Annotated in this window: 23 protein-coding genes, 1 tRNA gene and 1 pseudogene; 15 read left to right on the top strand and 10 right to left on the bottom strand. The window is 63.5% G+C overall.

All coding sequences use genetic code 11. From position 1 onward, the window contains the following. The first annotated feature begins 97 nt into the window (after positions 1-97). Positions 98-1,441: a PQQ-dependent sugar dehydrogenase gene (locus NGM29_RS06740; protein ID WP_254159679.1), complete on the top strand. Its 1,344-nt coding sequence runs from the start codon at positions 98-100 to the stop codon at positions 1,439-1,441. Between the two features lie 155 nt (positions 1,442-1,596). On the opposite strand, the gene NGM29_RS06735 is transcribed toward NGM29_RS06740, so the two are convergent. Continuing rightward, a tRNA-Tyr gene (locus NGM29_RS06735) sits at positions 1,597-1,670 on the bottom strand. Positions 1,671-1,794: 124 nt separating this feature from the next. On the opposite strand from NGM29_RS06735, the gene NGM29_RS06730 reads away from it, so the two are divergent. The 3 genes from NGM29_RS06730 (at position 1,795) to ftsZ (ending at position 4,033) form a co-directional block, all read left to right on the top strand. Continuing rightward, positions 1,795-2,406: a double zinc ribbon domain-containing protein gene (locus NGM29_RS06730; protein ID WP_254159678.1), complete on the top strand. Its 612-nt coding sequence runs from the start codon at positions 1,795-1,797 to the stop codon at positions 2,404-2,406. A gap of 215 nt (positions 2,407-2,621) precedes the next feature. After that, positions 2,622-2,801, top strand: a complete 180-nt coding sequence (locus NGM29_RS06725; RefSeq protein ID WP_253433115.1) for a ribbon-helix-helix domain-containing protein — start codon at positions 2,622-2,624, stop codon at positions 2,799-2,801. Positions 2,802-2,803: 2 nt separating this feature from the next. Continuing rightward, the gene (gene ftsZ / locus NGM29_RS06720) at positions 2,804-4,033 is read left to right on the top strand and encodes a cell division protein FtsZ (RefSeq protein WP_254159676.1); all 1,230 of its coding nucleotides are present in this window, start codon (positions 2,804-2,806) and stop codon (positions 4,031-4,033) included. A gap of 330 nt (positions 4,034-4,363) precedes the next feature. Here ftsZ and ncsA read toward each other — a convergent pair whose 3' ends face one another. Next, positions 4,364-5,332, bottom strand: coding sequence for a tRNA 2-thiolation protein NcsA (ncsA, locus tag NGM29_RS06715; protein WP_254159674.1), 969 nt, complete (start codon positions 5,330-5,332; stop codon positions 4,364-4,366). A gap of 82 nt (positions 5,333-5,414) precedes the next feature. Beyond that, on the bottom strand, positions 5,415-6,236 hold the full coding sequence (locus NGM29_RS06710; RefSeq protein ID WP_254159673.1) for an alpha/beta fold hydrolase: 822 nt from the start codon (positions 6,234-6,236) through the stop codon (positions 5,415-5,417). A gap of 131 nt (positions 6,237-6,367) precedes the next feature. Between NGM29_RS06710 and NGM29_RS06705 the strand changes: the two genes are divergently transcribed. Then, on the top strand, positions 6,368-6,835 hold the full coding sequence (locus NGM29_RS06705; protein WP_254159672.1) for a DUF4442 domain-containing protein: 468 nt from the start codon (positions 6,368-6,370) through the stop codon (positions 6,833-6,835). Between the two features lie 89 nt (positions 6,836-6,924). Then, positions 6,925-7,578: a DUF7095 family protein gene (locus tag NGM29_RS06700; RefSeq protein WP_254159671.1), complete on the top strand. Its 654-nt coding sequence runs from the start codon at positions 6,925-6,927 to the stop codon at positions 7,576-7,578. Between the two features lie 76 nt (positions 7,579-7,654). Here the strand turns inward: NGM29_RS06700 and NGM29_RS06695 are convergent, their stop codons facing one another. After that, a complete protein-coding gene (locus NGM29_RS06695) occupies positions 7,655-8,308 on the bottom strand; it encodes a DUF7979 domain-containing protein (protein ID WP_254159670.1) in 654 nt (217 codons plus the stop codon). Between the two features lie 205 nt (positions 8,309-8,513). Here NGM29_RS06695 and larE point away from each other — a divergent pair, with 205 nt between their 5' ends. Both larE and NGM29_RS06685 read left to right on the top strand, forming a co-directional pair. After that, on the top strand, positions 8,514-9,425 hold the full coding sequence (gene larE / locus NGM29_RS06690) for an ATP-dependent sacrificial sulfur transferase LarE (protein WP_254159669.1): 912 nt from the start codon (positions 8,514-8,516) through the stop codon (positions 9,423-9,425). A 150-nt stretch (positions 9,426-9,575) separates the two neighbouring features. Then, positions 9,576-10,019, top strand: a complete 444-nt coding sequence (locus NGM29_RS06685) for a hypothetical protein (RefSeq protein ID WP_254159668.1) — start codon at positions 9,576-9,578, stop codon at positions 10,017-10,019. Positions 10,020-10,090: 71 nt separating this feature from the next. On the opposite strand, the gene NGM29_RS06680 is transcribed toward NGM29_RS06685, so the two are convergent. Beyond that, complete coding sequence (locus NGM29_RS06680) at positions 10,091-10,600, bottom strand: TspO/MBR family protein (RefSeq protein WP_254160488.1); 510 nt, start codon at positions 10,598-10,600, stop codon at positions 10,091-10,093. Between the two features lie 92 nt (positions 10,601-10,692). Then, positions 10,693-12,007: pseudogene (locus NGM29_RS21435) on the bottom strand (RNA-guided endonuclease TnpB family protein). Positions 12,008-12,026: 19 nt separating this feature from the next. Between NGM29_RS21435 and tnpA the strand changes: the two are divergent. From tnpA to NGM29_RS06635, 6 genes are all read left to right on the top strand, one after another. Further along, positions 12,027-12,449: an IS200/IS605 family transposase gene (gene tnpA, locus NGM29_RS06660; RefSeq protein ID WP_254159661.1), complete on the top strand. Its 423-nt coding sequence runs from the start codon at positions 12,027-12,029 to the stop codon at positions 12,447-12,449. A 234-nt stretch (positions 12,450-12,683) separates the two neighbouring features. Beyond that, positions 12,684-15,215: a DEAD/DEAH box helicase gene (locus tag NGM29_RS06655; protein WP_254159660.1), complete on the top strand. Its 2,532-nt coding sequence runs from the start codon at positions 12,684-12,686 to the stop codon at positions 15,213-15,215. Between the two features lie 173 nt (positions 15,216-15,388). Next, positions 15,389-16,348 (top strand): DUF368 domain-containing protein, encoded by a 960-nt coding sequence (locus tag NGM29_RS06650; protein WP_254159659.1) that lies wholly within the window; start codon positions 15,389-15,391, stop codon positions 16,346-16,348. Positions 16,349-16,430: 82 nt separating this feature from the next. Then, a complete protein-coding gene (locus NGM29_RS06645) occupies positions 16,431-16,643 on the top strand; it encodes a hypothetical protein (protein WP_254159658.1) in 213 nt (70 codons plus the stop codon). Between the two features lie 117 nt (positions 16,644-16,760). Next, entirely contained in the window at positions 16,761-17,663 is a 903-nt protein-coding gene (gene map, locus NGM29_RS06640) for a type II methionyl aminopeptidase (RefSeq protein ID WP_254159657.1), read from the top strand. Between the two features lie 199 nt (positions 17,664-17,862). After that, positions 17,863-19,110 (top strand): RNA-guided endonuclease InsQ/TnpB family protein, encoded by a 1,248-nt coding sequence (locus tag NGM29_RS06635; protein WP_254159656.1) that lies wholly within the window; start codon positions 17,863-17,865, stop codon positions 19,108-19,110. A gap of 76 nt (positions 19,111-19,186) precedes the next feature. Here the strand turns inward: NGM29_RS06635 and NGM29_RS06630 are convergent, their stop codons facing one another. Next, positions 19,187-19,387: a DUF7835 family putative zinc beta-ribbon protein gene (locus NGM29_RS06630; RefSeq protein WP_254159655.1), complete on the bottom strand. Its 201-nt coding sequence runs from the start codon at positions 19,385-19,387 to the stop codon at positions 19,187-19,189. 314 nt (positions 19,388-19,701) lie between these two features. Between NGM29_RS06630 and NGM29_RS06625 the strand changes: the two genes are divergently transcribed. Further along, positions 19,702-20,247, top strand: a complete 546-nt coding sequence (locus tag NGM29_RS06625; protein WP_254159653.1) for an HIT family protein — start codon at positions 19,702-19,704, stop codon at positions 20,245-20,247. Positions 20,248-20,275: 28 nt separating this feature from the next. Here the strand turns inward: NGM29_RS06625 and NGM29_RS06620 are convergent, their stop codons facing one another. From NGM29_RS06620 to NGM29_RS06610, 3 genes are all read right to left on the bottom strand, one after another. After that, positions 20,276-21,880, bottom strand: a complete 1,605-nt coding sequence (locus NGM29_RS06620; protein WP_254159652.1) for an acetolactate synthase large subunit — start codon at positions 21,878-21,880, stop codon at positions 20,276-20,278. A 5-nt stretch (positions 21,881-21,885) separates the two neighbouring features. Then, positions 21,886-23,283 (bottom strand): NAD-dependent succinate-semialdehyde dehydrogenase, encoded by a 1,398-nt coding sequence (locus NGM29_RS06615; RefSeq protein ID WP_254159651.1) that lies wholly within the window; start codon positions 23,281-23,283, stop codon positions 21,886-21,888. A 97-nt stretch (positions 23,284-23,380) separates the two neighbouring features. Further along, positions 23,381-24,352, bottom strand: a complete 972-nt coding sequence (locus tag NGM29_RS06610; protein ID WP_254159650.1) for a winged helix-turn-helix domain-containing protein — start codon at positions 24,350-24,352, stop codon at positions 23,381-23,383. Between the last annotated feature and the right edge of the window lie 120 nt (positions 24,353-24,472).

The following is a 24,472-nucleotide window of genomic DNA, read 5'->3' as shown; positions in this document are numbered from 1 at the left end:
CCTCGAGGTCGTGACATCCTCACCCTTACCCTCGTCCTCGTCACCTTCGCCCTCGTTCTCACCGGAGCTATTTATCTCGAGAGCGAACGGTCACGAAATGCCTACCCGGCCAAATCGACTCTCCCGTCGCCGTCTGCTCGCTGCGACTGCGGCCGCTAGCCCCGCGCTCGCCGGTTGTTCGATGCCCGACAACGCCACCGAGTCACAACCGGATGGAGATGGCGGTGGGGAGCGAGAGAGTGATGGCGACGAACCCGCCGAAAACACACCCTCGAACGATTCCGGCGACGAATCACCCGAATCGCCGCTCGAGGCCGACCTCGACCCCACGCCGCTGCTCGTCGGCCTCGAGGTCCCCTGGGAGATCGCGTTTACGCCCACCGACGAGGTCTTCGTCTCCGAACGCGCGGGACGATTGCTGCGCCTGGACGCGGAGGCGCTGCTCGAGGCAGCCGACGATCCGATTCGTGCGACCGACGTCCCGGACGAACGGCGACAGGAGTGGCCGGGCGAGTCGATTCAGGGGATCGCCATCCACCCGTCCTACCCGGATCCCGCGTACGTGTACCTGTATTACAACGTGGGCGGAGCGAACCGCGTCGGTCGATTCGACGCCGAGGCGAGCAATCCGGAGGCGACCCACGAGGTGCTCCTCGAGGGCATCGTCGGGGACCACACGATCGGCGGTGAGATCATGTTCGGTCCCGACGGAGCGCTCTGGGTCACGGCCGGGACCGCCGAGAAGACGCCCGCACAGGACCCCGGGAGCCTCGGCGGGGCGGTTCTCAGGCTGACACCGGACGGCGCCCCCTCGCCGGACAATCCCGACATTGACGGCGCCGACCCCCGTGTGTTCTCCTACGGTCACCGCAACCCGCAGGGAATCGCCTGGCTCGCCGACGACACGCCCATTTGCGTCGACCACGGGCCGGACGGCCGCGACGAGGTGACCGTCCTCCGACCCGGCGCGAACTACGGCTGGCCGGACGTCCAGGGCGGTCCCGACGACCCCGAGTACGAATCCTACGGTGCCCACGAGGACGTCACGCCCCCGCTCGTCAACACCGGGCCGGACGACACGTGGGCTCCCAGCGCGTGCATCCGTTACACCGGCGACGCCATTCCCGCGTGGCGCGACCGCCTCCTGGTCGGGACGCTACAGCGACAGTCCCTCGCGGTCCTCTTGCTCTGGTCGTCCGACGCGGATGCTGGGGATTCGCCCCAAAGCGACGCCGCACAGAGGTTCGACGCGCCCTGGCTGGACAACGCCTACACCGTGACCGCCCACCACCTCCTCGAGGACGAGTTCGGACGAATTCGGACCGTCACGCAGGCTCCAGACGGGAGCGTCCTCCTCGGAACCTCGAACCACGACGGAATGGCCCACGAACCGTTCCCACTCGAGCGCGACGACGCGATTGTGCAGCTTCGCCCCTCCTGATCGCCCGTAAACGTCCATCTAAAAAGCGTAGCATCTGGACACGTGGGAGAGCACTCGAGCAGGCACTTTCGGGATCGACGACTCGCCGTGGATACGACGTAGTATCGAAATCGCTGCTGTCGGTCGAACGTGATTCGCTCGGCGAAGAAAACGAGTCCGCTCTCCCCGATTTGAACGGGGGGCAAGTCGATCTACAGTCGACTGCTCTACCAGGCTGAGCTAAGAGCGGTCACTCATACGTAGCAGACGAAGGCGGTATAAGGGTTATTATTCGCGCCGTGTGAGACACGCGTCGGACGCGTGGGAAGTTTCATATAGGATGAGTTATAATATGGTCGGTAACTGAATCGACCATGGGAAAGATCACGTTCCGCGCAGATGACGACCTCGTCGCCGAACTCGAGGCCTTCGACGCCTCGAAGAGCGAGGTCATGCGCGAGGCACTCCGAGCGTACCTGGACGAGCAGCCGACAGACGGCGTCGACGCCCGTCCGACCGACGACGCTCGTGCTGACGCTCCGGACGACAGCCTCGACGCCTTGCTCGAGGAACGGATCGACTCCCTGCTCGAACGACGGCTGTCCGCTCGTCATTCGTCGAGCGGCCAGGACGTCAACGTCTCCATCGCGCTCGAGGGTGTCGAGGCGACGCGCGCACGCGAGACCGAATCCACTACTCCGGCTGTGGAAACGCACGCGGTCGACCACTCGAGCGCCTCGAACGGCTCGACTCGAGACCAACCGGCGCGTTCGATGGAGGACCGTCCCGCTCGAGGCGCAAGCGCATGTGGCCAGTGTGGGACAGGACTCGAGTCCGAACACGTCTTCTGCCCCAACTGCGGGGAGAAGGCGACCCACCGCGTCTTCTGTGACTGCGGGGACGAGGTGCGATCGGACTGGGCGTTCTGTCCGAGCTGTGGGCGTCGAACGCCCGCCGCGGACGTACTCGAGTCGAATCAGTCGTGACTGTCATACAAACGATTCCGTCGTAAGACACGGACGGTCACCAACGCCGATAGTTTTAATACCTACCAGCCTGTTGGCTACAGTCGCGTAAGACGGTTGTCTTACAGCGGGTGGGAATCACCCGAAAATCGTCCGACTGCGGGCGATTCGACGTGTAAGACACGCCGCGTCTGACAGGGGCGCGCACCGTCTTACCCAATACGGGGAATACAATAATGGAGCGTGTGACACTGCGAATACCGAAACAGCAGATCGAAGAAGTCGAACAGCTGGTCGAGACGGGGGAGTTTCCAAACCGGAGCGAAGCTATCCGTTCGGCCGTGCGAGAAATGATCAACGACCAGTACGAGGGTCGCCACGAACAGCCGGGTAAACGCGGCTGGGCGAAGGTGTAACGATGCAGGACATCGTGCAAGACGCCCTCGAGAATGCCGAAGAAGAGGCCAAGAACATGGACGGCTCCCTCGACGACGACGAGTTCGGGGAGCCCCGAATCGTCATCATCGGATGCGGTGGAGCCGGCAACAACACGATCAACCGGCTGTACAACATCGGTGTCGAAGGCGCGGAGACGATCGCGATCAACACCGACAAGCAGCACCTGAAGATGATCGAGGCCGACACCAAGATCCTTGTGGGCAAGTCGCTCACGAACGGACTGGGCGCCGGCGGCGACCCCTCGATGGGCGAGCGTGCCACCGAGATGGCCCAGGGCACGATCAAGGAGGTCCTCGGGGACGCGGACCTCGTCTTCGTCACGGCCGGCATGGGTGGCGGTACCGGCACCGGTGCCGCTCCCGTCGCCTCGAAGATCGCCAAAGAACAGGGCGCCATCGTCGTCGGGATGGTCTCGACGCCGTTCAACGTCGAACGCGCCCGCACGGTCAAAGCCGAGGAAGGCCTCGAGAAGCTGCGCGAGCAGGCCGACTCGATCATCGTACTGGACAACAACCGGCTGCTCGACTACGTCCCGAATCTGCCGATCGGCAAGGCGTTCTCGGTGATGGACCAGATCATCGCCGAGACCGTCAAAGGCATCTCCGAGACGATCACCCAGCCGAGCCTGATCAACCTGGACTACGCGGACATGTCCACGATCATGAACCAGGGCGGCGTCGCGGTGATGCTCGTGGGGGAGACCCAGGACAAGAACAAGACCGAGGAGGTCGTCCGCGACGCGATGAACCATCCGCTGTTGGACGTCGACTATCGCGGCGCCTCCGGCGGACTGGTCCACATCACTGGCGGCCCCGACCTCACGCTGAAGGAGGCCGAGGGAATCGCCGACAACATCACCGAGCGCCTCGAGGCCTCGGCGAACGTGATCTGGGGCGCCCGGATCCAGGAGAGCTACAAGGGCAAGGTGCGGGTCATGGCGATCATGACCGGCGTCCAGAGTGCGCAGGTGCTCGGCCCGAGTACCCAGAAACAGGCCGACAAGTCCCGCGCCAGCCTGGAGGGCGTGACCGAAGCGGACTTCGATGCGAGCCAGAACGTTCGCTCCCAGCAGACACAGGAGCGAGGATCAGGCGGGCGTCGCTCGAGTTCGAGTTCGAGCTTCGGTGCCCAGAGCGACGGCGGGCGCGACCAGCTCGAGCGCAATAACGGCGTCGACGTCATCCGCTAACGCGGGGCTAACCGTTCAGACGTTCGATCGTTCGAGTCGAAACGACACACCAATCGCGACTGACACACCAACGCAATCGCGATCACCGATCACGACACACCATCGGTCGGCCGCCTGCGGCGGCCCTGACACACCGCCGCCGTAGGACACCACACCAGACACACCACTTTGGCCGACCGACGCTTTCACGCCCTCGAGTGGCGACGCCCGGCGTGCTGCAATCCACACGTGGGTTCCGCGAGCACCGCCGGCCGTTCTCGAGACGTCACGGACGAGAGTGAATCTCCCGGGTACGACGACGTAATACACCGAGAAATTCCTCGAGAAAACTCAAACTGCGTGGATCGACTCGAGCAACGAGCACTTCCGACAGACCGCCCGCGTCGTCGTCGAACCGCACTCGGTACACGCCTGGAGGTCGGCGTCGTCGCCGTCTTCGTCGTAGCGATCGGCGATGATGCCGGCGAGTTCCTCGTAGCCCGAGATGATGGAGTGGCGCGTCCCGGGGTGATTTTCCTCGAGGCCGTAGAGGAGCTGCTGGATCTCGCCGCGGTAGGCCTCGCTCGAGTGGGGGCACTCGGTGATGTGTGCGGGCAGGTCCCGGAGGTGAGCGTAGAGGGCGACCTCCTTCTCGGGGATGTCCCGGAGGGGTTTGGCCCGGGGAACGAAGTTGTCCTGGTCCCGGCGTTCGTCGAGCGGGCCGAGGCTCGCGTCGAAGTGTTTGGCGATCTGGGAGACGTCGCCCTCGAGGAAGTTCATCAGGGCCGTCTGGGCCTCGTCATCGAGGTTGTGGCCGGTGAGCATCAGGTCAGCGCCGAAGCAGTCGGCGTACTTCTCGAGGAGGTCGCGCCGGAAGACGCCGCAGTAGGCGCAAGCGGCCATGTTTTCGGGGTCGTCCTCGACGACGTGGTCCATGCGGACGTCGAACTCGTCCTCGTAACTCACCACCTCGTGACGAATGTCGAGATCCTCGGTCAGCTCGAGACAGGCCGCCAGGCTCTCGTCGCGGTAGCCCTCGATCCCCTCGTGGATCGTGAGACAGACGAGTTCGATCCGGGGGTCCTCGGCAAACGTCTCCGAGAGAATCTGTGTCAGGACGACGCTGTCCTTCCCGCCCGAGAGGCCGATTACCCACGTCTGGGGGTTTTCTGGAGTCGCGTCTCGCGGGACCAGGTCGTCGCGGCGAATCCGACGCCGAACCCGCTTGTCGACGGACTCGAGGAAGTGGTCTTCACAGAGGTGCGCCCCCGAGTAGGCGGCGTGCATCACCGCCTCGCCGTCGCACCGGTTGCAGTTCATCGACTCGAGGTAGCGGGTTCGGGGGGAAACGCGTTTCGCTCCTCGTCGGCTGTAAGCGGTCGTTCCTGGATGGCTGCAACGTCTAGTTGCTCACGTCGACGGCGTCGGCTTCGTCTCCCGCGTCGGTGTCGGCGTCAGCACCAGCGTCGGCATCGACAGCGTCGCCACGGTCCTCTGACGCCTCGAGCGTGTAGATCCCGTGGGCCGCTTCGATCGCGTGGGCCCCACCCTCGAGCGCGGTCAACAGGAGGCCGACGTACTGGTCGCGCACGCTCGAGGAGAACAGTTCGTGACCGCCGTCGTAGAGGACCACGTGCTGGGGCGGCACCCGCTCGCCGATGGACTGGTGGTCGATGATGGGGTCTTTGAGCGAGCAGAAGACGACGGCGTCGTGGTCGATCGCCAGGAGGTCGCCCTGGGCGCGGCGCGTCTCCCGGACGAACGACGGCGAGACCCACTTCGGGCTGGTCGCGAGCTGGTGGTCCGTCGCGAGGTCGCCGATGGCCGACTTGTCGGTCTCGCCCCGCGGGAGAAACGGCGCGCTCGTCGGAATCTGGGAGAGGAGGTCGAGGACTGGGTCGGGAACCCGCTCGTTGTACCCCCACCACGGACTCAGGTAGACGTGGTTGTCCGCGCCGTCGAGCGCCTGGGCGACGAGCGAGCCCGCGCTGTGGGCGAGGAGCTGGTACTCCTCGAGGTCGACGACGTACTCGGCAACGGGCTCGAGCCAGTCGGCTTTGAAGTCATCGATGTTGGTGGGCAGCTCGAACGTGTGGACGCGGTAGCCAGCGTTGGCGAGCGTCCCGACGAGCCAGCTGACGTTCTCGTGAGTCCAGCGATTCCCGAAGCCCATGACGAAGACGAGGTCCTCCTCGCCCTCGTCGTTGAAGGTTCGATGGCGCATCTCGGCTGTCCATTCGTCGGGAAGTGACAAAAGCATACGCTGTCAGTCGCTAGAATCGGGGTGGAAGCCAACAATCCACACGCCAGGATCGAAGCCGCTACGTTTCCCCCTTGAGACGATACACGCACGCAATGCCCGAATCCCTCCGGACGAAACTCGCGCGCCATCGCTTCAATCTCTTTCCGGCCTACCGACTCGCCGGCGGCCGGGTGCGGTACATCGCGAGCGACTGGCAAGAGGTTCGCGTCTCGATCCCGCGTAGCTGGCGGACGAAGAACGTCTTCGGGACGACCTTCGGGGGAAGCATCTACGCCGCAATCGATCCGATTTACGCGATGATGCTCGTCCAGGCACTCGAGAACTCCTACGTCGTCTGGGACAAGGGCGCGACGATCGAGTTCGAGAAGCCGGCCAAAGAGACGCTGTACGCCAGGTTTCGGCTCTCGGACGCGGAACTCGAGGAGATCGAGTCGATCCTCGAGACTGAGTCCTCGACCACCCGGACCTACGCGGTCAACATCGTTGCTGCGGACGGCACCCGTCACGCGAGAGCCGAGAAGGAGGTGTACGTCGGGACCGACGAGTCCAAGCGGGCGTAAACTGGCGTTTGCAGAGGCAATCGAGCGAGTTCGTTGATCGGCACAGGTCGAGGAAAACCGTTTTGCCCGACTCGCCCCAATCTCGGGCCATGAGCGGATTCAGCCGGGACGACGCCGTCGACAGGGTGGAGGCGATCCTCGAGACCGTCGACTCGGAACCACTGCCAGTTCCCGTCCGTGAGGTGTGGATCTACGGCGACCTCGCGCTCGGGCTCGACCCCGTCGACCGTCTGGACGTCTACCTGACGAAGGACATCCTGATGCGCGACGAACCCAAGGCGGAAGCCGAGTTCGAGGAGAGCCACGGCGTCAAGGGTGTCGGTAAGTCAGTTCGGGCCGAGTGGGCCCGCGCCCACCCCGAACACCTCCGAGCCAACGCGAACGGCCACGCCGCCCCCGAGAAGTGCCTCGCCGCGCAGTTGCTCGCCGACGACGAACCGGTCCACCTCGAGGTCTGCAACGCTCGGTTCGAGGACAACGTGACCCAGCGCCTGCGCGGCGCGCGTTTGCGCGAGGACTACACGCAGTTGCTCGACCCACGGGGCGTCTGTCTCTGGTCCGACGGGGTTCGCAGCGACGACGCCCTCGAGAAGGTGCGAAACAGCGAACTGGCATTTCCCACGCTGTCGGGCGCGCTCGAGATGCTCGGGATGGACGACGCGGAGGCCCAGGAGGCCGCGGAGGCGGTCCACGCCTGGCGGGGCGAGCAGGCGGGAGCGACGGTTCGCGGGGACGTCCTGTGACCGTTTTTCACGATGGTCGTCAGAACAACGCGGTTAGATCCCACCTGGATTCTGTGAACCGTGGCCGCTCACGAAACTACCCGGTCCGGTGTTTCCACGCGATTCGTCCCCGAATAACGACGTACGTGCCGATCATCAGCAACACGCTGCTCCCGAGATCGCCGCGAGACAACCCGGCTGGAAGCGTTCCGCCGGTGAGCTCGAACAGAGTGGACCGGACGACGAGGTAGCCGAGGCCGACGAGTATTGCCGTCGGGAAGACGGGACGAGACGTTCCCACTCCGACTGCACCGAGTGAGATGAATATCGTACTGGTCAGGAGAACGAACGGAATGGCGAAGACGAGGCCGTGTCCACCGGTGTCGGTACTCTGTACGCCCAAATTATAATAGGTGTCGCCGTATCGAATGCGATGATCACCGGAGTGCATTTCCTGTGGCGGGTGAAAATCCGGCGCAAACTCCCCCCGATCGCCGGTTTCGACGTGCGTGCCATCGTCCGAATCGAGCGTCTTTCGGAACGTCTCTTTTCCCCCCGGGGAGAGTTCGGAATAGTTGTAAGTCGGGGTCATGCTGTCCGTGTCTGGCCCGTAGTTGGCGACGGAGCCGACTTCCTCGATGGAGTACGTCCGCTCTGCCGATGGCTCCGAAAGGACGGCGTACCCCAAACCGACCAGCAATCCGACCCCGACCACCAGAAGAACGATAGCGGGGATGTGGTATCGATTCATTTGAATTAAATCAGTAGTCCAAGTGGTCAATCCGCGTATAAGTGTTTTCTCCACGCAGGTTACGACGCACATCCTCAAAGACGCCATCCGGTTTCGAGACCCTACTCGAGATCGGCCCAGCACGGTAGACCGATTCGAACGACGACTCGAGCCAAGTCCACACCGGTGACAACGCGTTTTTGCCCCTCGAGGCCAAACGGTGGCTATGACCCTCGACCTCGAGGCAAAACGCGCGGCCGCCGTCGACGACCTCCGCACCCACGACGGCGTCCTGGTCGCCTTCTCAGGCGGCGTCGACTCGAGCACGGTCGCGGCCCTCGCCCACGAAGCCCTCGGTGAGGACGCGGTCGCCTGTACGGCAAAGAGCGAGACCCTCCCCGAATCGGAACTTGAGGACGCGAAACGCGTCGCCAGAGAAATCGGCATCCGCCACGAGGTCGTCGAGTTCTCCGAACTCGACAGCGACGCCTTCGTCGCGAACGACGAGGAGCGGTGTTACCACTGTCGAACGATGCGTCTGGGGAAGATGCTCGAGAAGGCCCGCGAACTCGGCATCGAGACGGTCTGTGACGGGACCAACGCGGACGACCCTGGCGCCGGCCACCGCCCAGGCCTGCGCGCCGTCGAGGAACTCGAGGTTCACTCGCCGTTGCTCGCGCACGACCTCTCGAAGTCGGCGGTCAGGGAACTGGCCGATGACTACGGCCTCTCCGTGGCCGACAAGCCGTCAATGGCCTGTCTCTCCTCGCGAATCCCGACGGGGCTGTCGGTCACCGAGGACCGCCTCTCGCGCATCGAGCGCGCCGAGGCGCTGGTCCGCCAGTGGGGATTCGAGGGCTTTCGCGTCCGTGACCACGACGGCCTCGCCCGCATCGAAATCGATCCAGACGAACTCGAGGACGCCCTCGACTCAGCCTTCGTCGAGGCGATCCGCGACCCGCTGCTCGAGCTCGGGTTCGATCACGTTACCCTCGACCTCCACGGCTACCGGACGGGGAGCGTGAGTCCCGGTGCGGACAGCCCGGCGGAACCCGACGCCGCACCGAACGCCACCGACGGCGAACCGCTGGTGGAGGACGTGTTCGCGGCGGAGTATCCGCGGGCAAACAAACGATAGTTCTACTCGCCGCACTACTCTCGAACAGACGTACACAAATAGCCCCGTTTACGCCATTAGTACCAGACATACGGTGGATAAGGAGGCGTTAGTCCGGGAATATTGCTCGAGTCGATACGAACGTGGCAGTTCCGGTCGTTTCAGTGGACGATGACCGAGGAGGACCTCGAGGACCCGCCAGCCGGCTGGCACGTCGAGATCCACAGACGCTACACGCCAGCGACGAGCGACCGCGAGATGACCTACGTCACGTACCGCCACGAATCGGGAGACCTGCGCGTCCGGGTTGCCCCCGCCTCTATCGACGGCGACGACCGGCCGGGGTACGCGATCACCACGACGACCTATCCCGAACTCGAGTCGTCCGACGGTCCCGCCGGTGATGGCCTCGAGTCCACCTCGCGGACGATTCGCTCCGTCTTTCGCTTTCCGAGGTGCGACGAACTCGCCCGTCGGTTCATGTCGCTCTTCGAGACGGCCTACGACGGCCCGGCAACCTTCGAACGCGCGCTCGCGTACGCCACCGATCGGGTGCGGGCGTCCGACGCCCACGACGCGCCCGTCGACGTGGACGGCAGGGGAACCCGGAACTGACTCGATAGCGAGGAGGCCGGCCAGGTCGGAGGCGATAGATCGCACTCCGGTGACCTCGAGTTCCGACCACCTCAGGGGTTCAACCGCCAGATGCCGTAGTTCAGGACGGAAGCGAACGTCACCCAGGCGAGGTACGGCACCAGCAGCGCCGCCGCACGCCGGTCGACCCGTCGAAACGCCGCGATGGTCGCGACGAGGAGCACCCAGAGGACGACGATGACGACGAGCGCCGCCGCGACCTCCTCGAACTGGAAGAACACCGGCGTCCAGGCGACGTTGAACGCCATCTGAACGACAAACAGCCCGAGAGCCAGCCGTCGGCCGTCCCGCGAGGACCGCCACACCAGCCACAGGGCGAGCCCCATCAGGATAAAGAGGAGCGTCCAGACGACCGGGAACGCGAGTTCGGGCGGGTAGTAGGCGGGTTTCTCGAGGCTCTCGAACCAGACGCTGTCGGGGCCGCCGAGCACCGCGGGGAGCCCGCCGACGACGTTGACGCCGATCACGAACGCCAGAGCCTCGAGGACGTCGCCTCGCGAGAGCGATCGGAGGGAAATTCCGCCGCGACGGGTGCCGTCCATCGTTCTCGTTTCGTCCATAGCTGGTCACACACTCCCCAGATAGGTAAACGACCACGGGTCGGGTGACCCGTGGCTTTTCTAATTCACTCAGCCTACGCCGACAGCACTCCACGCGAAGCGATTTTGCGGGATGAGGATGGGCGGTTTACAGAGCGCCCCGACCCAGACAGGCTCACCTTCCGAACAAACGGTTGGGTTTTGCGAGTCCGGTAATTAACCGATTCAACGTCTACGCCAGCGTGTTTCGCCCACGCTCGCCACGCCACATTCACACTCGCGTTTCGGTCAGCGTGGTCTTGCTGAACCGCACACTCATCGTTAGTGCAGCGGAACCGCCGACCTTGGCGGTAGCCACGGTGTCCACAGCACGAACACGACTTCGAGTTGTACGGCGACTCAACCGTCTCACACGGAACCTGATTCCACGTTGCCTTGTATCGAACCTGTTTCTCGAACTTATGGAACGGGAGTTTATGCAGACGCCGGTTCATGTACGTGCCGTACTTGATGGCGTCTCGAATCCCACTCAAGTCCTCGAACACAATAACAGGGTTCGAGAATTGTTGGGCAAACTCGACCACGACTCGGGACATACGGTGAAGAATCCACACTCAGTGTAGCGTTCTTCTTTCTCCCCGAGTTGGTGGTGGATAGAGTGTTGGCCGTGTTCTTGACAGCGTTTGGTGATGGTGTGGTAGCGTTGGCGCTCGGCTTTCACCGAGCCGTAGTCAAGCACGAGTGTTCCGAGCGTGTCCATCATCTCACGATTAAGAGCGGTGAGAGAGATGTTGCGCTCGTTAATATCGACGCCGACGAGTGTGTCAGCGTCTTCAGGTTCAGGCACTTCGACTTCTGTTTTGACCGTGACGTGTAGGTAGTACACGCCATCTCGGTACAGAAGTTCGGCCTGCCCCAACGACCACTCATCTTCGGTCAAGGCTGACTCGATGAGGTTGATGTCTTCCGGTCGCCCTCGAAGGTGTCCTTTCACCTTCTTGTACGGCTTCGCACTCACACGGAACGCTACGCGGTCGTCCTTGTCGTCGTAGGTGAGTCGGTAGCCTTCGGTGTGCGCCATAACGGGTAGGCTCCTTTCTTGTCCGTGGCTGGTGGCGACGGTTTCCCGACGTTGGTGTCGTCTTGGTCGTACCACCAGTTGAGGAGTTCTTTGTAGGAGTCCCACGCTTGCAGGGCTTTCCCGACGACCGCACACTTGTTGTTCCGAAGGAAGTCATCGCGGTCAACTCCGTTCTGAATCTCAGTGCGGTTGTAGCCTTGTTGTTTGAGTCGGAGTGTGTCGTTGGAGATGTCTCGTGCGGTGAATCGGGCATCTTTGAGCCACGACCGCTCACCAGACTCTATGCAGAGCCGAGTGCGTGCGGTCTTCGTAACTTCTTCGATACCCATACCTTGACTATCGAATCAAATGATAATAAAAGTAGGGATTAGGAGGGGAGACTACAGGAGTCATGCACATTCGATTAGTTCGTGTAAATATCATTTCGTGTGGTATCCGAAGTATCGACATGGGATGTTGGAGTTAGTTCGAGGCGAACTTGCGGAGTTGTTTCAAGGAACTGCTGAACGGTTCGGTCACGAGATTGTGTCGATGGAGATTGCTACTGACCACGTTCACTTGTTCGTGGAGGCTGACCCGAAATGGAGTCCTGCCGAGATCGCCAAGCAATTCAAGGGCTACTCGGGCCGAACGATTCTGAAACGCCATCCAGAAATCAAACAGCGGTATTTCTGGGGAAGTGGGTTGTGGAAGGATGGATACTACGTTGGGACGACTGGTGTTGTTTCCGAGGACGTGGTTCGTCGGTACATCGAGGAGACGGAACACTAGGCGAGTGTACGCGATTCACCCACGGGTCAGGTGACCCGTGGAACTCTCGCTGTTTCCTTTAGAAGGAGAGGGCGCTAAGCCCCTGTTCTCAAGGAACGAACGGCAGTAGCCGTGAGTGAGTAGGCAGGGGTAGTTCACAAGGAGCACGTCGAGAAAGAGAGAGTCAGGAACCGCTTTGTCCACTTTCACCGCGGTACGAGAACCCTTAACCGAACCCGCCTCGAATCGGGGGCAATGGCCGCGACGGACGAGGGAACGCCCTCCATCGACCACCCGCTGCTCGAGCCGGACTTCCTCGAGCGACGACTCTACCAGCTAAAACTCGCCGGCACTGCGGCGAACGACCACACTCTCGTCTGTCTCCCGACTGGGCTGGGGAAGACGACGGTGAGCCTGCTCGTGACCGCCCGACGCCTCGACGAGGTCGGTGGCAAGTCCCTGATGCTCGCGCCGACGAAACCCCTCGTCCAGCAACACGCCGACTTCTACCGCGAGGCCCTTCAGATCCCCGACGAGGAGGTCGTCGTCTTCACTGGCGACGTGAGCCCTGACGACCGCGCAGCGCTGTGGGACGACGCGACCGTGATCATGGCGACGCCGCAGGTGATCGAGAACGACCTCGTGGGCTCTCGCATCTCCCTCGTGGACGTGACTCACTGTACCTTCGACGAGTGCCACCGCGCCACCGGCGACTACGCCTACAACTACATCGCCGAGCGCTACCACGTCGACGCCACGGACCCGCTCGTCACAGGGATGAGCGCCTCTCCCGGCGGCGACGAGGAAGCCATCCTCGAGGTGTGTGCGAACCTCGGGCTCCGGGAGGTCGAGGTGATGACCGAGGACGACGCCGACGTCGCGGAGTTCACCCACGACACCGAGGTCGAGTGGGAACGCATCCAGTTGCCCGATGACGTCATCGAAATCAGGGACGCCCTGAACGAAGTGATCACGGAACGTCTCGAGAAACTGAAAGAACTGGGAGTCGCCAGGTCGACCCAGCCCGATCAGTCCCAGAAGGACCTCAACCGGATGCGTGCGGAACTCCAGCAGTTGATCAACAACGACCAGTCGGAGGGGTTCAAGGGCATGTCAGTCCACGCAGAGGTGATGAAACTCCGCCAGGCCGTCACCCTGGTCGAGACCCAAAGCGTCGAGGCGCTGCGACGGTACTTCGAGCGCCAGCGCAACCAGGCCCGCAGCTCGGGAGCCTCGAAGGCGAGCCAGCGACTTGTGAGCGATCCCCGGGTCCGAGAGGCGATGCGCCGGGCAGAGTCCTTCGACGAACTCCACCCCAAATACCGCAAGACGCGGATGCTCCTGGCCGAGACCCTGGGACTCGAGGGCGGCGAGCGCGTCATCGTCTTCACCGAGTCCAGGGACACGGCCGAGGCGCTGACCGAATTCTTGAACACGAGTTTCGACGCGAAGCGCTTCGTCGGCCAGGGCGACCGCGAGGGCAGCGACGGGATGACCCAGAAACAACAGCAGGAGGTGCTCGACGCCTTCCGGGCCGGCGAGTTCGAGGTGCTCGTCTCGACGTCGGTCGCCGAGGAGGGGCTAGACGTCCCCGAGGTCGACCTCGTGCTCTTTTACGAGCCCGTCCCGACAGCCATCCGGTCGATCCAGCGCAAAGGTCGAACCGGCCGCCAGGCGAAGGGACGCGTCGTCGTCCTGATGGCCGAGGACACCCGCGACGAGGCCTACTTCTGGATCTCGCGGCGTCGCGAGAAGGAGATGGAGAGCGAACTCCGGGAACTCAAGGGGATGGCCAGCGACCTCGAGGCCGAACTCGACGACGCCCAGCAGTCCCTCGAGGCGTTCGAGAGCGGGGCGTCCGCGGCGTCGGGTGGGTCGAAACCCGCATCGGAGAGCGGCACCTCGAGTGGGAGTCAGGGGAAGAGCAGCCAGCCTGGACTGCAGGATTTCGTCGGCGACGTGGGCGACTCGAGCGACGGGAGCAACGGGAACGAAACGGCGGACGAGGGCGAAACGGAGGATGGGGATTTCACCGACGAGCCTGACGCGACCGACGAGGAAACCGCAACGGTCGAAACCCACGAACCCAGCGCCGAGGGCGATACGGTCGAAATCGTCGCCGACCAGCGCGAGATGGACGCCAACATCGCCCGCGAACTCTCGAGGCGTGAGGAGATCGAAATTCGCCTGGAGACGCTCGAGGTCGGCGACTACGTCTGCTCGGACCGCGTGGTAGTCGAGCGCAAGTCGGTCGCGGACTTCGTCGACTCGCTGGTCGGCGGCGACCGTTCGGTGTTCGAGCAGGTGGGCGCGATGGCTCGCCACTACTCCCGCCCGGTCGTCATCGTCGAGGGCGAGGGGCTGTACGAACAACGTGACGTCCACCCGAACGCGATCCGCGGGGCGCTCTCGAGCCTGGCGGTCGACTTCGGCGCGAGCATCCTCCGGAGCGAGAACGAGGACGATACGACGGAGTTGCTCGCAACGATCGCCAAGCGGGAACAACAGCTCTCGAGCCGCGAGGTGTCCGTCCACGGCGAGAAGGGGGCGAAGACCCTGAGCGAGCAACAGGAGTACGTCGTCTCCTCGATCGCTGACGTCGGTCCAGTGACCGCCCGCTCGCTGCTCGAGACCTTCGGGAGCGTCGAGGCGGTGATGATCGCGAGCGAGGACGAGTTGCGGGAGGCCGACGGCGTCGGCGAAGTGACCGCCGAACGCTTGCGCGAGGTCATCGGGAGCGAGTACACGGGGACCGGAAGCGCAGCGAGTTCGAGCGCCAACGAGTGACGACGCGTCGACGCTCGAGTGGTGAACGATCGCAGCCTGCAGGAACCGTAGCGAGTAGAACCGCTTTAGGGGCTCCCCGCGGTACGGACCTGTAATGGACGCCACTCGGCCCCGCGAATCGTCAGCCTCGACGACCGTCCGGCGAGCGCCACGCGCCCTCGAGGTGACGCGGCGTGGGCTATAGCGTCGACGAGCGCCTCGTCGAGCGTCTGTCGATGTTCCGAATCTACGCCTACGGGCTCTGCATGGGAACGGCGGACGCCCTCCCTGGCGTCTCCGGCGGAACGATCGCCCTTCTCCTCGGGTTCTACGGTCGGTTAATCGCGGCGATCACGTCGATCACCCCGACTCGCATCTGGACCGTGCTCAACGGCGTTCGTCCGGGAAACCGCAACTCCGCCAGGGAAGCACTCCTCGAGATAGACGTGGGCTTCTTGCTCCCACTCGGGCTCGGCGCAGTGACCGCCGTCGCGCTCATCGCCAGCGCGGTGGCGTCGCTCGCGGAATCACATCCCGTCGCCCTCTTTGGCTTTTTCACGGGGCTCATCGGGGCGTCCGCGATCGTCCTCTACCGTGAGCTCCGGGTTCGGACGCGGACGGACGTACTCGTGGCCATCGCGGGCGTGTCGCTCGCGTTGCTCATCGCAGCGAACGTCCTCGAGTTGCCGGGAAGCGGCGCGATCACCATCGTCTTCGCCGGCGCCCTCGCCATCAGCGCGATGATCTTACCGGGCGTCTCCGGGTCGCTCATCCTGATCCTGCTCGGCCAGTACGTCTTCCTCTCAGGCGAACTGAGCGCATTTCTCTCGGGAATCGCCGGTCTCGCCGGCGGCGGGTCGCTCGAGGCCGTCCTCGATCCCGGGACCACGGTCGTCCTGTTCGTCGCTGGCGGGCTGGTCGGCCTGTTGAGCGTCGCGCGCATCGTCCGGGCAGCGCTCGATCGGCACCGAAACACGACGCTGATCTTTCTGGTGAGCCTCATCGCCGGCTCGACGCCCGCCCCGCTGCACAACATCGGCGAGACGCACACCTGGACGACCGATACGATCGTCCTGGCCGCCGTCTGGACCGTCGTCGGGGCGATTGCGCTCTTCGCGCTCGATCGACTCGTGGGTGGCTTCGACCCGGAGTGACCGCCCAGCCGACGGCTTGCGACTTGCGACGACTTGCGTATACTGGCACGCGAGGTAACCACCCTCGAGGGCTAGACCGGCTATGGTACTCAAACGGTTGCTGGGCTCGAAAGCGGCTCGATCGCTGACGGTCCTCTCGGTCGCCGCGGAGGCGAAACGGGCGTTCAAGAACGGGCACCGGATCAGGGCAGCAGGGCTGCTCGTCCTCGCGGCGTTCGCCTGGAAGTGGACGATGCTCGGATTGATCGCCCAGGGCGTGCTCAAACTGGTCCGGGGCGGGCGGACCCCGGCCTAGTACGCCGTCGATCGGGACGAAACCGGCGCACGCCGAGAGTGGATCGGGCCCAACGGTGACCGACTCGCGTCGAACTGTGACGCAATCTCTTTTTATCGACCCGCACAAGCACACGGCATGAGCGACAGCGCGGTCGACCTCGAGGCCGAACAGTACGAGAAGCATCGCGAAGCCGGGGCGATCCTCGCCCAGGTCCGCCAGGAAGCCGCCGACCGCGTCGAGGTCGGCGTGAGCCACCTCGAGGTCGCCGAGTACGCCGAAGACCGCATCAGGGAACTCGGCGGGCAGCCAGCGTTCCCCGTCAACATCTCCATCGACGAGGAGGCGGCTCACCGCACGCCGACCATCGACGACGAGTCGACCTTCGGCGAGGAGATGATCAACCTCGACATCGGCGTCCACGTTGACGGCTGGCTCGCCGACACCGCCATCACGGTCGACCTCTCCGGAAACCCCGAACTCGCCGAGGCCTCGGAGCAGGCTCTCGAGGCCGCCCTAGATCTCGTCGAACCCGGCGTGAACACCGGCGACATCGGCGCCGAAATCGAGGACGTCATCGACGGCTACGGCTACAACCCCGTGGTCAACCTCACCGGCCACGGCCTGGGTCACTGGGAACAACACACCAGCCCCAACATCCCCAACCGGGCCGTCTCCCAGGGGACGACGCTTGAGGTAGGCGACGTCGTCGCCATCGAACCGTTCGCGACCGACGGCGGCGGGAAGGTGACCGAGGGCTCGAGCGAGGAGATTTACTCGCTCGAGCGGGAAGCGTCGGTTCGCAACCGACAGGCGCGAGACGCGCTCGCACAGATTACCGAGGAGTTCCGCACCCTGCCGTTCGCGACCCGCTGGCTCGAGACCGACCGCCCCGAGATGGCGCTTCGCCGACTCAAGCGACGAAACGTGGTCCACGGCTACCCGGTGCTCAAGGAAGACGAGGGCTATCTGGTCAGTCAGAAAGAACACACCGTCATCGTCACCGAAGACGGGTGTGAGGTCACGACGGCCGATTGGTAGACCGGTTGGCGCGTGAGAGGGAAACGGAGGAGAGGGACCGACGGTATTCAGCGTAATTCTAGGTGGTGCCTCCGGCCTCAAGGAACGACCGAAGGGAGCGAGTAGGCTGGAAAAGAAACCGACACTGTACGACACAACCGGCAGGCTCCGACCGACTGACCCCCACATATTCAAGTACCGTCGGGTTCTCTCTGAAGTTATGGACGTGCGTCGAACCGCCGTCGTGAAACTCGCCGTTTCCGACGAGCAACGCGACGCACTCCACCGAACCGCCGAGCAGTACCTGTACTGTGCGAACCGAACCGCCGACTACTGTTGGTCGGACACCTCGTTCACCGAGTGCAAGACCAACAAACGGCAGGTTCGAGACGCACTCTACTCCAATTTCCGAGAGGAGACGGGCCTACAGGCACAACTCGTCCAAGCCGCGATACGTCGCGCCGTCGAAGCCGTCAAAGGCGTTGTCGAACGCTGGAAGAAGGGACAGCGCGTCTCTTGTCCGACGTTCACCGCCGAAACGATGGACTACGACACGCGGAGCGCGACTTTCTACCGGAACAGAGCGTCGCTGGCAACGGTTCAGGGCCGAGTTGAACCGGCGTTCGTACTCCCGGCAGACAGCCCGACGCCCTACGAGCGGTACGTACTCTCCGAAGACTACGAGTTCCGCGAGAGTACACTTCGGTACGACGCGGCGACCGACGAGTACCACCTTCATATCTCAACTCGGCGGCTTGGCGACGACGCGGAGGTTCCGGAAGAGACCGGGCACCCCGACCAAACGGTCCTCGGTATCGACCTCGGCGTCAACAGTCTCGCCGTCTCCTCGACTGGTACCTTCTGGCAGGGCGATGAGTACGACCACTGGTGTCGTGAGTTCGAGAAGCGACGTGGCGAGATGCAACAGCGCGGCACCCAGGCCGCACATAACGCCCTGCTTCGCCTCGGGAAACGCGAAGAAGCGTGGCGCAAACAGTACATCCACACCGTCGCCAACGAAATCGTCACGGAAGCCGTCGAACGCGGTTGCGACGTGATCGCGTTCGAGGACTTGACCGACATACGCGAGCAACTTCCACACGCAAAGTGGCACCAAGTCTGGGCGTTCCGACGCCTCTTCGAGTACGTTGAGTACAAAGCGCCTGAACAAGGCGTCTCCGTTGAGCAAGTCGAGCCGAACCATACGTCCCAACGCTGTTCTCGGACGGAATGTGGGTTCACGCACGAAGCTAACCGCCACGGAGAACGCTTCTGTTGCCAGAAGTGCGGGTACGAGGTGAACGCGGACTACAACGGCGCGAAGAACATCGGGCTACGCTACGCCCGGAAGCGGATACACAGACTCCGTTCCTCGCCCACGTCGGGGAGCGGAGACGCAGAAGTAGACCTGCGTGTGAATGGTGGGACGGTGAACGGCAAGAGCCATCGGCCTATTGCTGGTGCCTGATTGCCGGGAGTCCACATCAAAGCCACACCCGCAAGGACCGAGGCGCGTATGCGCCGAGGGAGTAGGGTGAGGTAGTTTACGCGTTGTTCATCCGCTGGCTTGAGCGCGTTCCACAGCGCTGGCACTCGGTGACGCGGTAGGGTTCACGGGAAAACTGCGCGTTCTCTTTCTTCAGACTCTCGGTGCGGATCTGCACGTTCACTTCGTGTAGCGTGTCCAGGTCGCACTCCTTGCAGTATTCGGTCAATCCGTTAAATGAGCTGTCAGTCGTTGCCATTGAGAGATTCTTCCGTTAGAGTAGTATTAAAACCCAGTTTCATTTCGGATCCTGAGTCGAGAAAACCGCAAGCAGGGGATTATACAGACCATAAGCAGGCCCGAGACGGTTTTAGACAGTTCAAACTCATTGCTCAGCGATTATTTCACGATTTCCTGAAAGTCGTGACAGAAATGTTAGTTTGGATTATCGACAAGGGCCGTGAGAACGGCCAACACGCCACAATAGCGGAATCGAGCCCGTCTGTCTTCGCGCTGCTCACCGTTCGCACCACCTCTCGACACCTCTTTCAGTTCGTCTCGAGTGGAACCCGTATGGACCGGATCTTTGCGCCGTGGCGAATCGAGTGGATCAGGCGCGAGGAGCAAAATCCGAACGTCGAGGAGTGCGTCTTCTGTGAACTTCCCGAGTGGGAAGACGAGCGGGAGAACCAACTCGTCGCCCGGAGCGACCACGCCTTCGTGTTGCTGAACAACGCCCCGTACAATCCCGGACACGTCATGGTGATCCCTCACCGCCACACCGGCGACTACACCGAACTCACGGACGAGGAACTGCTCGACCACGCCCGCCTGAAACAGCGCACGTTCGACGCCCTCGAGACTGCCCTCGAACCGGACGGATTCAACGCCGGGCTAAACCTTGGCGAAGGGGCGGGTGGCTCGATCGGCGATCACCTGCACACCCACGTCGTCCCGCGGTGGCAGGGCGACACGAACTTCATGCCCGTCCTGAGCGATACCACGGTCATCGTCGAGGCGCTCGAGGAGACGTACGCCCTCGTTCACGAGGCCTTCGCCGCCCAGGAGGGCGCGCAGGTCCCGGACGATTCGAACGCGGTTCGATTCGCGTTCGAGTAGCCGCCTCGAGCGTTTTCGCAGGCGACGATCACCCGCTTGAGTCCGACCGTAACGCGTCCAGACGCACCTCGATCAGGGTCAGGTCGTCAGAGGAGACCGCTTCCGAGAGCGCCCGATCGATTTCGTCCCACGTCTCGGGGCGACGGGCGTCGATCCCGAAGCTCTCGGCGAAGGCGACGAAGTCGGGGTTGGAGAGCGTCGTTCCGGTCGATTCCCCCCGATGGTCGACCTGTTGTGCGGAGATGAGTCCGTAATCGTCGTCGGTGAACACGACGATGGTGAACGCACAGCCGAGGCGCGTCGCGGTCTCGATCTCTGCCGCGTTCATCAGGAAACCGCCGTCGCCAGTCGCGGCGACCACGTTCGCGTCCACGGCGAGGTCGGCCGCGAGCGCGCCCGGTACGGCAATACCCATGCTCGCCAGGCCGTTGGAGATGACGCAGGTATTGGGCTCGTAGGTCGGGTAATTCTGTGCAATCGCGAGCTTGTGGTTCCCCACGTCCGAGACCAGTACGTCTTCGTCGGCCATCGCCTCGCGAAGCAGGGGGAGTACATTCCTGACGGTGACAGGGTCGTCCGCCTCCGGTGGCGCGGAAACGTGCTCGAGGATCCGGTCGTGTCGGTCGGCACACCACAGCGAGCAGGCGCCCGCAGAAAGATTCTCACCGATCGCCTCGAGGGATGCGCCGACGTCGGCGACGATCTCCACCTCGGGGTTGTAGTGACGGTACACCTCCGCGGGTTCGTGATCGACGTGGACGACCGCCGTCTCGAGGTCGGGGTTCCACGCCGCCGGGTCGTGTTCGGCGATGTCGTAGCCGACGGCGACGACGCAGTCGGCCAGTTCGATGGCACGGGCGGCCTCCTCGTCCGGGCCGGAGTCGAGCGTCAGGAGCGACGCTGGGTCGCGGTCGGAGATCGCTCCCTTCCCCATGTACGTCGCGACGACCGGAATGTCGAGGCGATCGACGAACGCACGCAACCGGTCGGAGGCACGGGTCCGTACCGCACCGTTACCGGCGAGGAGGATCGGCCGTTCGGCTGCCTCGATCGTCCGGGCCGCTCGTGCCGCCGATTCGGTGTCCGGGTCGGGTCGACGCACCTGATCGCGCTGAGGGATCGGACTGGCGTCGATGGTTTCGCCGGCGACGTCCTCCGGGAACTCGAGGTGGGTCGCTCCCGGCTTCTCGTACTCGGCGAGCTTGAACGCCTTTCGGATCGATTCGGGGACGATCTCCGGGGCGGTCAGCTGAGCGTTCCACTTGACGATCGGCTCGAAGATGTCGACCACCTCGAGCGCCTGATGGCTCTCCTTGTGGAGCCGTTCCCGGCCCCCCTGTCCGGTGATCGCGACGACCGGGCTCTTGTCGAGGTGAGCGTCCGCGACCCCGGTGACGAGGTTGGTCGCGCCTGGCCCGAGCGTCGAGAGGCAGACGCCCGCCTCGCCAGTCAATCGGCCGTGTACGTCGGCCATGAACGCCGCGCCCTGTTCGTGGCGAGTCGGGACGAACGTGATCGACGACTCCCGGAGCGAGAACAGGAGGTCCTCGATTTCTTCACCGGGAAGGCCGAAGACGTGCTCGACGCCCTCCGCCTCGAGGCAGGCCACGAGCAGGTCGGATGCAGTGGTCACGGGTCTCACTCCGTGGGAACCGCATCGTCTTCGTCACCAGGTGACTGGACCCACACGGTCTTTCGATTGACGAACTCGTGGATCCCTTCCTTCCCGAGTTCCCGGCCGTATCCCGACGCTTTCACGCCACCGAAGGGCACCCGTGGATCGGACTTGACGAGTTCGTTGACGAACACGCAGCCAGCGTCGATCTCGCGGGCGAGTCCCTCGCCGCGCTCGAGGTCAGCGGTCCATATCGAGGCGCCGAGTCCGTAGTGGGTGTCGTTGGCCATCTCGATCGCGTCGGCCTCGTCCTCGGCGCGGAAGACCGCCGCGACCGGGCCGAACACTTCCTCGGTCGCCGCTGGACTGTCCATCGGCGGTTCCGCGAGCACCGTCGGTGGGTAGTACCAGCCCTCGCGATCCATCGGGCCGCCGCCACACGCGAGGTCGGCGCCGGCGTCGACGCTCGCTTCGACCTGCTCGTGGAGGTCCTCCACGAGGTCCTCGCGGGCCTGCGGGCCGACCTCGGTATCCGAGTCCGTCGGGTCACCTACCTCGAGCGCCTCCATCTCCTGGACGAACTGGTCGAGGAAATCCTCGTAGACGGCGTCGACGACGATGAACCGCTTGGCCGCGATGCAGGACTGGCCGGAGTTGATCGTCCGCGCCGCGACGCCGGTCTCAGCCGCCGCGTCGAGGTCGGCGTCTTCGCACACGACGAACGGGTCGCTCCCGCCGAGTTCGAGGACGTGCTTCTTCAACTCGTTCCCGGCCTGTTCGGCGACGGTCCGACCCGCGCCCTCGCTCCCGGTGAGCGTCAGCGCGTCGAGGCGGTCGTCCCGGATCACGTCCTCCATCTTTTCGGAGTCGACCAGTAGCGTCGAGAAGACGCCCTCCGGGTAGCCAGCCTCCCGGAAGACGTCCTCGATCGCCAGCGCGCAGCCCGGTACGTTCGAGGCGTGTTTCAGCAGGCCAACGTTCCCCGCCGTGAGATGGGGCGCGGCGAACCGGAACACCTGCCAGAACGGGAAGTTCCAGGGCATCACCGCGAGCACCGCGCCGAGCGGTTCGTAGGAGACGAACGTCCGCGCGTTTGGTTCGCTCCCGATAACCCGATCGGCGAGGAACTCGCCCGCCCGTTCGGCGTAGTACTCACAGACCCAGGCACACTTCTCGACTTCCGCCCGGGATTCGGAGATGGGTTTCCCCATCTCGTGGGTGATCAACTCGGCGTACTCGTCCTCGTTATCGCGCAGGACGTCGGCCGCTCGCTCGAGTAACTGCTGTCGATCGGTGATGGGCGTCTCCGCCCAATCGCTCGTAACCGCCGCCGATTCGTCGAGGATGGAATCGACGTCGTCCGCAGTGTGATCGTCGTACGTTTCAATCACCTCGCCTGTCGCCGGATTGATACTATCCATTGTCGTGACCCTCCTACTGCACGGTCGGGCGTTCTAGCAGCGCGAGTACCATAGAGCCCCACCCAGCGAATGTTCCGTCGAGCAGGCAACCGTTGAGTCAATGGATTCGTCCCCGCCGATTTACATCCACCACCTCCATCCGTTCATCGTACGTCACCCGCAGTGCTTCGTCCTTCAATGGAATCGAGATGCCGATACGAAGCGGATCCTCCGAGAGGAGTTCCTCTTCGAAATCGAGGAGGAGTGCGCGCTGTTCGTACGTGGCGAGGTCGAACTCGATGCCGTGCTCGTAATAGAACGCGGTCACTGCCGGCTGTCTCGACGGGTAGAACAACGTCGGCATCCGCCACCGATATTTACACCCCTCACAGACGTGCGAGACGAGCATCCAAAAGAGCGACCTGCAACCCTCGCAGAACTGGTACTCGTTCCAATCGGGGTGATGATCGTCGCAGATATCGACCGCGGTGACAGGCATATCGCTCGCACACTCCGGACAGACGCCGTCTATGACGGACGCTCGTCGATGCGTACCCCAGATCCGGTCGGCTTCGTTGATTTCGTTTGGCGTGCGATTCCGTAACCCCGACGGTGGGAACTCGTTTTTGCTGATGACGCCGGGCGAGAAGGTATCGACGCACCGGGCGTCGCAGTCGGTACATTCCAGGTATCGCCACCCATCCCGGTAGCTCCACTCAGGTTTCCCTCCGCAGTACCAACACGAGATATCCACCGCAACGGGCTCGATCTCCGGATCGTCGATCGCGGTGCCGGAAAGGAGCATTCTGACGATCCGCTTTCCCGAATCCCTAAGTTCGTATCCATCTTCAGTCCGCCGTACGAAGTAACCCGTGAGCTTGTTCAAGTGGTAGTTGAGACGGCCGGGATCCTCGACGCCGATGCGTTGGCGAAGTTCGGCGAACCGCATCGGCGTCTCGTTTGCGGGGTCGTGTGATTCCCAGAGAACCTGTAATACGGCTAGTCTGGTCTCGTCCGAGAGGAGCTGGAACGCCTCGTCTCCGGTGGATTGAGTTGACTCCGCTGTTTCGCTCGGAATTGAGGAGTCCATACAGAAACCACGCGAACGACGGTAAAGACGTTTCCTCACGTTAGCATACAGCACAGTATCGGGTCCTCGAAGGGCCTCGAGAGTCGCCGAGAAGATCGTACCCGTGTTCCATCGAGTTCG

Origin of the sequence: Natronosalvus rutilus (assembly GCF_024204665.1) — an archaeon.
In the GTDB taxonomy this organism is placed as follows: Archaea; Halobacteriota; Halobacteria; order Halobacteriales; family Natrialbaceae; genus Natronosalvus; species Natronosalvus rutilus.
The sequence above is the reverse complement of the archived record's forward strand: the minus strand, read 5'-3'. Positions and strand labels throughout refer to the sequence as shown.